The organism is Granulicella sp. L56 (assembly GCF_009765835.1).
Classification (GTDB): Bacteria; Acidobacteriota; Terriglobia; order Terriglobales; family Acidobacteriaceae; genus Edaphobacter.
The window spans coordinates 189,848-201,249 of record NZ_LMUS01000001.1 but is presented as its reverse complement, the minus strand read 5'-3'; the positions used below and the strand labels follow the sequence as shown (position 1 = coordinate 201,249).

Annotated in this window: 12 protein-coding genes; 9 read left to right on the top strand and 3 right to left on the bottom strand. The window is 60.3% G+C overall.

Annotation, left to right across the window (positions count from 1 at the left end; translation table 11 throughout):
* Positions 1-136: 136 nt before the first annotated feature.
* Together GSQ81_RS00860 and GSQ81_RS00855 are read right to left on the bottom strand one after the other, a co-directional pair.
* The gene (locus GSQ81_RS00860) at positions 137-889 is read right to left on the bottom strand and encodes a FadR/GntR family transcriptional regulator (RefSeq protein ID WP_158908866.1); all 753 of its coding nucleotides are present in this window, start codon (positions 887-889) and stop codon (positions 137-139) included.
* Positions 890-998: 109 nt separating this feature from the next.
* The gene (locus GSQ81_RS00855; RefSeq protein WP_158908865.1) at positions 999-2,327 is read right to left on the bottom strand and encodes an MFS transporter; all 1,329 of its coding nucleotides are present in this window, start codon (positions 2,325-2,327) and stop codon (positions 999-1,001) included.
* A 196-nt stretch (positions 2,328-2,523) separates the two neighbouring features.
* Here GSQ81_RS00855 and GSQ81_RS00850 point away from each other — a divergent pair, with 196 nt between their 5' ends.
* The gene (locus GSQ81_RS00850) at positions 2,524-3,534 is read left to right on the top strand and encodes a pectinesterase family protein (RefSeq protein ID WP_158908864.1); all 1,011 of its coding nucleotides are present in this window, start codon (positions 2,524-2,526) and stop codon (positions 3,532-3,534) included.
* Positions 3,535-3,574: 40 nt separating this feature from the next.
* On the top strand, positions 3,575-4,312 hold the full coding sequence (locus GSQ81_RS00845) for an SGNH/GDSL hydrolase family protein (RefSeq protein WP_158908863.1): 738 nt from the start codon (positions 3,575-3,577) through the stop codon (positions 4,310-4,312).
* Positions 4,313-4,424: 112 nt separating this feature from the next.
* Here GSQ81_RS00845 and GSQ81_RS00840 read toward each other — a convergent pair whose 3' ends face one another.
* Positions 4,425-5,861 (bottom strand): alpha-L-fucosidase, encoded by a 1,437-nt coding sequence (locus GSQ81_RS00840; protein ID WP_158908862.1) that lies wholly within the window; start codon positions 5,859-5,861, stop codon positions 4,425-4,427.
* 210 nt (positions 5,862-6,071) lie between these two features.
* Here GSQ81_RS00840 and meaB point away from each other — a divergent pair, with 210 nt between their 5' ends.
* From meaB to GSQ81_RS00805, 7 genes are all read left to right on the top strand, one after another.
* Entirely contained in the window at positions 6,072-7,265 is a 1,194-nt protein-coding gene (gene meaB, locus GSQ81_RS00835; RefSeq protein ID WP_254059913.1) for a methylmalonyl Co-A mutase-associated GTPase MeaB, read from the top strand.
* Entirely contained in the window at positions 7,265-7,921 is a 657-nt protein-coding gene (gene tsaB, locus GSQ81_RS00830; RefSeq protein ID WP_158908861.1) for a tRNA (adenosine(37)-N6)-threonylcarbamoyltransferase complex dimerization subunit type 1 TsaB, read from the top strand. Before meaB ends, tsaB begins: the two co-directional genes overlap by 1 nt.
* Entirely contained in the window at positions 7,918-8,388 is a 471-nt protein-coding gene (locus GSQ81_RS00825; RefSeq protein WP_158908860.1) for a GNAT family N-acetyltransferase, read from the top strand. Before tsaB ends, GSQ81_RS00825 begins: the two co-directional genes overlap by 4 nt.
* 82 nt (positions 8,389-8,470) lie before the next feature.
* The gene (locus GSQ81_RS00820) at positions 8,471-8,701 is read left to right on the top strand and encodes a hypothetical protein (RefSeq protein ID WP_158908859.1); all 231 of its coding nucleotides are present in this window, start codon (positions 8,471-8,473) and stop codon (positions 8,699-8,701) included.
* 78 nt (positions 8,702-8,779) lie between these two features.
* Positions 8,780-9,421 (top strand): phosphatidylserine decarboxylase, encoded by a 642-nt coding sequence (locus tag GSQ81_RS00815; protein WP_158908858.1) that lies wholly within the window; start codon positions 8,780-8,782, stop codon positions 9,419-9,421.
* A complete protein-coding gene (gene pssA / locus GSQ81_RS00810) occupies positions 9,421-10,281 on the top strand; it encodes a CDP-diacylglycerol--serine O-phosphatidyltransferase (protein ID WP_254059912.1) in 861 nt (286 codons plus the stop codon). Before GSQ81_RS00815 ends, pssA begins: the two co-directional genes overlap by 1 nt.
* Positions 10,282-10,339: 58 nt before the next feature.
* Positions 10,340-11,392, top strand: a complete 1,053-nt coding sequence (locus GSQ81_RS00805; protein ID WP_158908857.1) for an Asd/ArgC dimerization domain-containing protein — start codon at positions 10,340-10,342, stop codon at positions 11,390-11,392.
* Positions 11,393-11,402 lie beyond the last annotated feature (10 nt).

Here is an 11,402-nt window from a genome sequence, read left to right as displayed (position 1 = left end):
GATCCCTCCCAGGTCTGAGAATCCAGACCTGGGGCACCAGCTTTAAACTGAGGGAAAATTTGTCATCCCACCCTTCGCAAAGGGCGCGAAGGACGGGGCACCCGTGCGTTTTGGGTGAGGATGCCGCGTGCTTCTATTAGTTGGCTGCTTCGTGCGCTTCTTCGGCGGCATCCGGAGCCGGGTGGATAAGCTCGGAGGCCTGCGCTTTGCTGGCGAGGTTGAGGTGCTGCTCCATGGTCTGACGCGCCTTGGCCGGGTTGTGGGAGCGGATGGCGCGGTAGATCTCGCGGTGCATCTCGGCCGACTCCTTGAGGTCCTGCGCGTGCTGGACGGTCTTGCTGCGACCCTCGTAGAGATTGGCGGTGATGGTCTCCATGAGTGCGCCGAGAATGGGGTTGCCGGCGGCGCGGGCGATGGTGCGGTGGAAGCGCACGTCGTGGATGAGGTACTCCTGAGGATCGGTGAGCGCGGCGTACATCTCGGCAACCTCTTCGGCCAGCTCGGCGATGTGCTCGTCGGTGGCGCGCTCGGCGGCGAGGGCGGCTACGTTCGATTCGAGGACGATGCGGGCCTCGAACATCTGCCACGGGAGGAAGCCGTGGAGTGCTCCGAGAACGGAGAGCGAGCTGGAGTCGAGCGCGGGGGGGCCGGAGGAGACGAAGGTTCCGGCACCGTGGCGGCTTTTGAGCACGCCCATGGCAGAGAGAAAGCCGATCCCGGCGCGGAGGCTGGAGCGGCTGATCTTGAGCTGGCGAGCGAGGTCGCGTTCGGGCGGAAGACGGTCTCCGGGGTGTACCTCGCCTTTGGCGATGAGGGAGCGGACATGCTCGACGACCTGCATGGTCAGTTGGCTGTGGCCGGTGACTTCTTCGTGGACCTCTTTTTTCACGCCGGAAAAAACTCCTCGCTGCTAAATGGGAGAAGAGTAACACGGGGGTAATCCCAGAGGCGACCCGAAGTTGGAACGGTCCACCCGGCTGCGAGGCCGGGTGGGGAGATTAGGCAGTGCGTGTCGCTCCGAGGCGTGGAATGAGTACCTGGAAGATGGCCAGCGCGATGACGTAGGCAAAACCTGCCAGCGTGAAGATGACCAGTGGGTGCAGGGAGAAGAGATGCGAGACGATCCAGGTAAAGACTGCTCCGCCTGCAGCTCCGGCTGCTCCACCGAGACCGACTACGGTGCTGACGCTGGTCGAGGGGAACATATCGGTTGGAGTTGAAAAGATGTTGGCCGACCAGCCCTGATGGGCGGCGGTAGCGAGGCAGAAGAGGGCGATGGCAGGCCACGGGTTATGCGGAAACAGGACGTGCATGTGCGGAACCAGCATGATGGGCAGAACGCAGATGGCGCAGACGAGCATAGCGAATTTGCGTCCAAAGTTGACGGTGTGTCCACGCTTCATGAGGAAGCCGGAGAGCCAGCCTCCGCCAACCGAGCCGACGGTGGCGGCGGTATAGATGACGATCAACGGATATTTGGCCTGGTTCAGGTCGAGCCCGTAGTTGTCGTGGAGAAACATAGGGAGATAGAAGAGATAGAACCACCAGATGGGGTCGGTGAGTCCCTTGCCGATGAAGAAGGCCCAGAAGCCGCGGTGGCGGAGCAGGACGGAATAGATGGGCTGGCCTTCAGTCACCGGAGCGAGGTCGGCCTGTGTCTGGGTCGAGCCGCGGCGCAGCTTGTTATAGGGAAAGATGATCCAGATGACGCACCAGATCAGGCCCATGGAGCCGGTGGTGATGAAGGCGGCATGCCATCCCCATTTGGAAGTGACGGCGGCGATCAGGATGGGCGCGACAAAGAACGCCGCATTGGAGCCGGAGTTGAAGAGGCCGGTGGCGAGCGCCCGCTCTTCTGAGGGGAACCACTCGGTGGTGGCTTTGATGGCCGCGGGGAAGTTGCCCGATTCGCCGAGTCCGAGGAGGATGCGGGCGATGCAAAAACCGACGACGGTGGTCACGATGGAGTGACTGATCGAAGCGCAGCCCCAGATGAGGATGGCTAGAGCGTAGCCGGTCTTGGTGCCGAGCTTGTCGATCATGCGACCGGCGAAGAGGAAGCCGACGCCATATGCGACCATGAAGCACTCAACAATATGGGCGTAGTTGAGGTGGTAGATAGTTTGAAACTCAGGCGCGAGGCCGGGGACCCAGCCCATGAACGGAAGATGGAGCAGAGGCTCGACGAGCGCGAGAGCCGAGCGGTCCATGTAATTGATGGTCGTTGCCAGGAAGAGCAGGAAGCAGACAAACCAGCGTGTGTTGGACTGAGGCGGTGCGGACGTGGTGAAGCCCGAGTCGGACAGGCTGGCAGATTTCATGGACATTCAGGGATGCTCCGGCGACAATGTTGGTCTGACCACTTTCGTCGCAGCCAGTCGGCTCGCAGAAATCTGGCTCAGAGGTGTCGAGGTTGAGGATAGCTGCTGTTGGGCTACGTCTGTCAAGGCAAAGAAGGTTTCATTTTCGGTAATCGTTTTAGAGAACAGTGAAGTCTGGCATGGATGTTTTGCGGAGGCTAGGATGGGGCAGTGGCGGCGCAACAGTGTTTTTGTTGTAATTGCGGCTTTAATCTGCGGGACGGCATGGGCGCGAGGCCTGAAGACGATTACGGTCGGACCATCGGGCGCGGACTTCACCTCGATTCAGGCGGCGGTGAATGCGGCTCCGGAGACGGGTGCGGTGATTCGGATCGAGCCGGGAATCTATCGTGAGGTAGTGCATGTCGATAAGCCGAAGATCCAGTTTCGCGGAGTGACGAAGGACGCTGCGAAGGTGGTTCTGGTTTACGGGAACAGCGCTGCGTCTACTTGCGGGACTTCGTGCTCGGCGACTTTGTTTGTTACCGGCGACGACTTCTTCGCGGGCATGATGACGATTGCGAACGACTACAGCAAGACGAGTGATGTGCCGTCGCAGGCAGTGGCGCTCTCGGTGCGCGGCGATCGCGCGGTGTTTCGCCATGTGCGGCTGCTGGGAGCGCAGGACACGCTGTATGCGGCGAGCGAGAAGTGCATGGATGGGCGCTCGCCGTGTGCGGTGAAGCGGCAGTATTTCTCCAATTGCTACATCGAGGGGCATGTGGACTTTATCTTTGGCGATGCCAAGGCGGTCTTCGACCACTGCGAGATTCACAGCATTCCCCATGTGGCAGGTGGGTATCTGACCGCACAGAGCCGGAGTAAGCCGGAGCAGGATTCGGGCTATGTGTTCGACCACTGCACGCTGACGGCTGATCCGAGGGTGAAGAATATTTATCTGGGGAGGCCTTGGCGCGACTATTCGACCGTGATTTACATGAACACGAAGATGGGGGCGCATATCGCTCCGGAGGGGTGGTCGGATTGGAAGAGCGCTCCAGTGCCACGGCTGCCGATGACGACCTATGCGGAATTCAATTCGAGCGGGCCGGGGGCGAATCCTGTGGAGCGGGAGAAGTGGTCGAAGCATCTGACGAAGGCGGAGGCGAGGAAATATGAGGCGAAGGTGTTTCTGACTGGAGCGGATGCTTGGGATCCGACGAAGGTAAAGTAACTGTTGGGCGATGATAGATAGATCGTTCAGAGGATTGATAGTGAATCTTATTTTTAAGCTTGCCGCCGTGCTTCTTTGTTTTTCTTCGCTTGCTGTGGCGCAGGAGCCGCTTGGTTTTCTTCACAAGGGAGACACGCTGATCTTTCAGGGCGACTCCATCACCGATGGCGGCAGGCAACGCACCGGAAGCGACTACAACCACATCATGGGGCAGGATTACGCCTATCTTCTGGCTGCGGAGATTGGCTCGGAGTATCCGGAGCGCAGTCTCGTCTTCGTCAATCGCGGCATTAGCGGGGAGCGCGTGATCGATCTGGCCGCGCGATGGCAGACAGATACGATTGCGCTGAAGCCGAACCTGCTGAGCATTCTGGTGGGTATCAACGATACGTTGGCGACCGGAGCGAAGGCTGAGACGGTGGAGCAGTACGAGGCGGTCTACGATAAGCTGCTGGCCGACACCATTGCGGCGTTGCCGGGGACGAAGATCGTTTTGGGTGAACCGTTTTTATTGCCGGTAGGGAAGCATAAGGATGATTATGCGGCGGAGATGGTCGAAGTGAAGAAGCGGCAGGCGGTGGCTCTTCGTTTAGCCGCGAAATATCACCTGCCTATTGTTCGCTATCAGGAGGCTCTCGATGCGGCCTGTGCGAAGGCACCGGCGGACTACTGGAGTTGGGATGGGGTTCATCCGACCTATGCAGGGCATGGATTGATGGCGCAAGAGTGGCTTAAGACGGTGGACGCCTTTTGGGGTGGAGACGCTGTCGGGAAGTGAGTTGGAGGGGTCCGGATTTTGTGGTGGGAAAGTTTCCCTTCCCATCCTTCGCGATGAGGCTGCGAAGGATGGGGCAGCCGATGAACTGGGGTTAGGAAAAAAGTAACGGTAATTAGGTGTTGAGGACGACGACGGTGGCGATGGGGTCCAGCGCCTTTTCGGGCAGATGGATGTCGAGGCCGTCGCCGGTGTGGGTGAGTTTGAGGTGCTTCTTGTCGGCCAGAAGGTAGGCGCTCTTTACCTTGCGGGGTAGCTTGTCGAGGTGGAAGGTATTGTTTGCTGGCCAGTTGAAGATGGAGATGTAAATTTTGTTCGGGGTCGTGGTGGAGCGCCAGTCCCACGCGGCGACGAACTTGGGCTTGCCCTCGTCGTCCTTTTCGGTGGTGCTGAATGATCCGGCCTCGGAGCCGAAGAGAGTGGGTTGGGTTCCGTAGATGGCGTCGCCATTGACGGCGATCCATTTGCCGACCTCCTGCAGGCGCTCGACCTCGGGTTGGGGGACGACGCCGTGGGAGTCGGGGCCGATATTGAGCAGGTAGTTGCCGCCCTTGCTGGCGATGTCGATGAGGTTGCGGAGCAGGGTCTCGGTGGACTTGAAGTTGGTGTCGTAGGACTTGTAGCCCCAGGTGTCGTTCATGGTCATGCAGGACTCCCAGTCTTCGCCGGGATAGCCGGTGGCGGGGATGTACTGCTCGGGGGTCTCCGTGTCGCCCTTGTAGCCGCCGCCGAGACGGTTGTTCCAGATGAGGTTGGGATGCTGGTTGAGCAGATCGACGATCTCTCCGGCGAGTTCGGGAGTCATGTCCTTAGTGGGGGTGTCGAACCAGATGACGACGGGGAAGTCACCGTAGTTGGTGAGCAGCTCCTTCATCTGTGGGATGGCCTTGGTGTGGAGGTAGGTGGCGAAGTCGCCGTTCTGGGCGGGGTCCCAGTGGAAGGTGGGGGGCTGATGATCGCCGGTCTTGTAGGCGGCTCCGCCGGGTGCGGTCCAGTCCTGATCCTGCGAGTAGTAGAAGCCGAGTTTGACGCCCTGCTTCTTGCACTCTTCGGCCAGCTCGCGAAGGGGATCGCGTTTGAAGGGAGTGGCGGCGACGATGTTGAAGTCGTTGGCCTTGGAGTCGAACATGGCGAAGCCGTCGTGGTGCTTGGCCGTGATGACGATGTACTTCTGTCCGGCAGATTTGGCGAGGGCGACGATATCGTGCGCGTTGAAGCCGGTGGGGTTGAACTTAGGCGCGAGGGCCTTGTAGTCGGCGACAGGGATGGAGGCGGTGTTCATGATCCACTCGCCGACGCTGGGGATCTGCTTGCCGTCCCAGGTGCCTGCGGGGATGGAGTAGAGGCCCCAGTGAATGAACATGCCGAAGCGGGCAGCACGCCACCAGGCCATGCGCTCGTTGCGCTGGGCGCGGGTCTCGGTGTCCTGAACGGCTTTGACCGGATGCGCGGGGTTGGTGGCGATGTGTTCGCCTTCGATCTGAGCAAGTGCGGCGGGGGCGATCAGAAGGGTGGAGAGCCCGGCAGTAAAGGTGCGGCGGTTCAGGTTCATAGTAGGTTCCTCGCAGTGAAATGATGACGGGAGAATTGTATGTGAAAAAGTAGTGGCGTAAGTGAAAAAGTCAAAGGCCGAGAATTTTCGTTTTCACGGAGGCTGAACTCCGGACCGGCAAACCAGGCAAAGCGTAACACCGATCCGCACCGATGACTCCAATTTAAAAGCGCATCAGATGGAGGTTGGCCGGGCGGTATCATCGCTGATGTGAACGGATTGGGCGATCTCGAAGCGATGGTGGAGCGGCTGCGCGCTGGCGAGGTGCGGTCGCTGGCGCGGGCGGTATCGCTGGTCGAGGATGGGTCGGCCGTGGGGAGGGAGCTGGTCAGAGCTTGCCGTGGATATGCGGGGGATGCTCTGCGGGTGGGGATTACCGGGCCTCCGGGCGCGGGAAAGAGCACGCTGGTCGACCAAATGGCGAAGTGGCTCAGGCAGGAGGGGCAGACCGTGGGCGTGGTGGCGGTGGACCCGTCGAGTCCTTATACGGGAGGCGCGCTGCTGGGTGACCGAATACGGATGCAGGAGCTGAGTGGAGACGCGGGAGTGTATATCCGCAGCATGGCTTCGCGAGGGGCGAAGGGTGGGTTGGCCGCAGCGGTCGAGGATGTGTGCGTGGCGATGGCTGCGGCGGGGCGGCAGGTGATTCTGATTGAGACCATGGGAGTGGGGCAGGATGAGGTCGAGGTAGCGGAGCTGGCGGATGTGACCGTTCTGGTGCTGGTTCCGGGGATGGGTGACGAGGTGCAGAGTTTGAAGGCCGGAGTGATGGAGGTCGCGGACGTCTTTGTGGTGAACAAGAGCGATCGTGACGGCGCAGAGCGGGTGGAGGCGGAGATTCTGGCGATGCAGGGGTTGGCGGTGGATGCGCACGAACCGGTGGTGCGGACGGTGGCGACGACTGGCGCTGGAGTCGATGAGTTGATGGCTTCGGTGCGGCGATGCGCTGCGGAGAAGAACGGAAAGAAACAGCGGATGGAATTGAGGATGGAGGGGCTTCGGCTGGATCATCTTGGCGTGGCCGTAAAGAGTATGGACGTGGCGCGAAGTTTTTACGAGGCGCTGGGACTGACGGTGAGCCGCGAGGAGACGGTAGAGCATGAGAAGGTAAGGACGGCGATGTTGCCGCTCGGGCAGAGCCGGATTGAATTGCTGGAGGCTACGGAAGAGGACTCGGTGATTGGGCGGTTTGTCGCGAAGCGGGGCGAGGGGCTGCACCATGTCGCGATCAGGGTAGATGGCGTGGATGCGATGTTCGATCGATTGCGTTTGCAGGGCGTGCGGCTGGCCAGCGATGAGGTGCGCGTGGGCGCGGGGGGCCATCGATATTTTTTTGTGCATCCGGCGAGTACCGGTGGAGTTCTGGTGGAGATTGTTGGCGATGCGATGGGGGAAGGCGAGTAATGCGTTTTTTGTTGATTGATACATGTGGGAGTGAGGGTAGCGTTGCGTTGGCGGATACTTCGCTGGCCGATGCGGTGGTTGCGGTGGAGGTGTTGCCGGGGCGGACGGCTTCGGAGCGGCTGGTGCCTGCGGTGCGGCGCGTGATGGAGGCCTCTGGCTGGCGGCTGGGCGATTTGACGGCAGTCGTGGCCGTCCATGGGCCGGGTTCGTTTACTGGGGTGCGCGTTGGGTTGAGCGCGGCGAAGGGTTTGAGCGAGGCCGGAGGTGTGCCGTTGATTGCCGTTTCGCAACTGGCGTTGCTGGCTGCCTCTGCTGATGGCGAGGTGGTTTATGCGGTGCTGGATGCTGGCCGGGGAGAGTTTTATTTAGGGAAGTACGCGGGCCACGAGTGCCTGCGCGAGGCTCTGCTGACAGGGGAGGAAGTGTTGGCCGCTGCGGCTGGGGGGACGGTGGTTGTCTGCGAGGCCAAAGTCGCCGAGGCGTTGGCGGATTTGCAGCCGCGAGTGGTCGCGGAGCCACGGGCGCAGGATGTGCTGCCGTTCGCTCTGGAGCGGGCCGCGGCGGGGAGATTTGACGACGCTGCGTTGCTCGATGCGAACTATCTGCGGCGAACGGATGCGGAGATCTTTGCCAAGCCGAAGAGCGCGGTGCGATGAGCGGGTTTTGTGTTCGGGCTGGGGTGGTGGGCGATCTTGCTGCCGTGATGGCGCTGGAACGGGCTACGGCGGAGGCTCCGCATTGGGGTGAGGAGGAGTATGCTGCGGCGATTGGCGGTACCGGCGATTATGTGCGGCGGCGCTTGTTTGTAGCTGCAGCGGATGGGGCGGTGATTGGATTTGCGGTGGGCAAGGTCGCAGGGGATTTAGCGGAGTTGGAGAGTGTCGCGGTGGATCTGCGGCTGCGGCGTGGGGGCGTGGGGAGGGAACTCTGCGGGGCTGTAATTGCGTGGTGTCGGGAAGAGTGCGCGGGGGCGCTGGAGTTGGAGGTTAGGGCGGCGAGTGGAGGGGCAATTGGACTGTATCGAGGACTGGGGTTTACCCCGGTGGGTCAGCGTCCACGGTATTACAGTGAGCCTGTGGACGATGCGGTGCTGATGCGACTGGACTTATTAGAAAGTGCATAAGTTGCTTTGCATGTCCGCGAGAGGCTGTGGTAGCGTTTAGGCCAATCGGTGAGCCGTCGTCTGATGCTGGAGGTATTGATTCATGCAGACCGCCAAGTTTACGGAGCTACCTGAGTCCACGTCGATTCCATCCATTTACAGGCTTGAGCAGGAACATAGTTTGTATGCGCGCAGGCTGGAGACGCTGCGTGCAAAGCTGTTTCTGACCGAAGCCGAGAAGGTGGAAGAGGTACGGCTGAAGAAGTTAAAGCTAAGCTTGAAGGATGAGATGGAGCGGCTGAGGCGTCCCGGCGTCCGCGTCTCTGAACACTGAGCGATTTGCCGGCATCGTGTGCGGTCAGAAGCAGGCGCTGAGTGAAGGTGTGCGTGGCCTTATATAATTGAGTCACTTATGGTTCGAGATGGATTCTTCTATGCGTTAGGCCTCGGCGTCGTGGCAGCAGTGCTCTGGTATTTGAAGATGCCGCTTGTGTTGGTGGCGGTTCCGGTGCTGCTGGCGGTCTTTTTTCTGTGGTTTTTCCGCGACCCCAACCGAACGATTCCACAGGAGCCGGGACAGATTGTCTCGCCTGGAGACGGCCTTGTAACCGCCGCGGAATGGATCGAGACGACGGCCGGTAGCAAGTTGCGGCTCAGCATCTTTCTGAATGTCTTCGACGTGCATGTGAACCGCGCGCCGGTGGCTGGGACGGTTACGGTGGTGGAGTATCGCGAGGGCGAGTTTTTGAATGCGATGAAGCCTGAGTCCGTGCTGCATAACGAACAGACACTCATCGTGATCGATGCTGGTGCCTATGCGGTGAGCTTCAAGCAAATTGCGGGACTGCTGGCGAGGCGCATCGTGTGCAACGTGAAGGTGGGCGATCGCGTGGAGCGCGGACAGCGAGTTGGCCTGATCAAGTTTGGATCGCGGGTGGATGTTCTGTTGCCCGCAGAGGCTGAGTTGAGAGTGAAGACGGGCGTGCGGGTGCGCGGCGGTTCTTCGGTGCTGGCTGTGATTCCGCAAACTAACCTGACAGCAACGGTGGCGTGATGGCAGACGAGGCGTCCGAGGGGACGCGGATCGAGGCGAGCGGCAGGAGGCATCAGCCTAGCCGTGGTATGTATGTGCTGCCGTCGCTGTTCACGGCGGGCAATATCGGTGCTGGTTTCTATGCGATTACGCAGAGCGTGCAGGGGACCGTGGGGGACCCTGTGCACTTCGACCATGCTGCGCTGGCCATTGGGTTCGCCATCCTGTTCGATGGGCTCGATGGACGCATTGCGCGGATGACGAACACGACCAGCGACTTTGGCAAGGAGCTCGATTCGCTGGCCGATGTGGTTACGTTCGGTGTGGCTCCTAGCCTGCTGGCGTATATCTGGGGATTTCGGATGCTGCCGGTGATGTCGCATCCGGGCCTGCGCGAGCAGCTTCTTCACCTTGGGGTCTTCGTCTGCTTTGTGTTTTTGATTTGTGGTGCGTGCAGGTTGGCGCGATTCAATATCAGCATCAACCCGCAGCCTCGCAATCCCGGGCGGCCGGGGCAAAAATACTTTGTAGGCATGCCGATTCCGGCGGGTGCGGGAGTGATCTGCTCGGTGATTCATTGCTTCAACGGATCTCCGATCAATCGACCGTCAATGGCCTTTCTGTGGCTCGGGCTGATTGCGTTCACGGGTTTTCTGATGGTAAGCAGTTGGCGCTTCTGGAGCGGCAAGGAGATCAGCCTCGGGAACCGGCATCCCTTCCAGATGGTGGCTGTGGTGGGAGTGCTGATCGCGCTGCTGTGGCTTTACTCGGAGTCCATGCTGATTATTCTCGCGCTGGGCTACCTGGTGTCGGGTGTGGTGGCGCGACTGGCCTATTCCTGGAGCAGGGAACGGCGGCACCACTCGGTTGATGCATCGTAGAGAATGTGTGGCTGCGGCTCTCGAAAAATAGTTAGTGAAAGAAGATTGCAGAGCAGATATGGCGAATGGAATTTATCGGATAGGCATTGTCGGGGCGTCGTCGCTGGTGGGAAAAGAGTTGAGCGATGAACTGGGTGAGTCTGTGCTGGGGGCATCGGATTTTGTGTTGCTCGATGAAGAGGAAGCTGCTGGGCAGATAACCGCGACTGGCGACGAGGCTTCGTTTATTCAGCGGCTGGAGCCTTCTTCGTTCGACCACATGGACTTCGTCTTCTTTGCGGGCAGCGCCGAGGTGACAAAGAAATATTGGCAGGACGCGCGACGAGCCGGTGCCAGCATCGTCGACCTGACGTATGCGCTGGAGGGAGAGAAAGATGTTCTGGCGCGGGCCCCGTGGGTAGCGGAGGCCTTGGCGGCAAAGACTCCGTTGAGCGGAACGGAGTTGGACCTTAATACTCCTGCGGTGGTCGCGGGACATCCTGCGGCGGTGATGCTGGCGCTGGTGGCGGCGCGGTTGCAGGCAAAGGTGCCACTGAAGAGTGTTGCAGCGACCGTGCTGGAGCCTGCGTCGGAGAATGGACGGCTGGCGATGGATGAACTGCATCAGCAGACGGTGAACCTGCTGTCGTTTCAGACGCTGCCACGGGAACAGTATGACGCGCAGGTGGCCTTCAATCTGCTGCCTTCGCTGGGTGAGGCTGCGAAGGTGAAACTGACCGTGGCGGAGAAGCGCATTCGCGATCAGTACGCAGAATTTTCAGCAGGAGCGCTGCCGCCGCTGGCCTTGCAGCTTGTGCAGACGCCGGTCTTCCATAGCTATACCATGTCGGTGCTGGTGGAGGTTGCGCAGTCTGTGACGACAGAACAGATAGAAGCTGCGTTGGTGGGCGAGCACGTCGATGTCGTGAGTGGGGAATCTGATCCGCCGAGCAATTTGAGCGCAGCCGGACAGGAAGACATTATGGTCCATGTCAGCGAAGATGTTGGCAGCGAGGGCGTGTCGCGATTCTGGCTTTGGATGGCGGCGGATAATTTAAAGCTCGCGGCCTTGAATGCAATTGCCTGTGCCGGGGAACTGCGCCGGTTGCGTCCGCTGGGCAAGGTGCAGTAAGCGCGAGCTC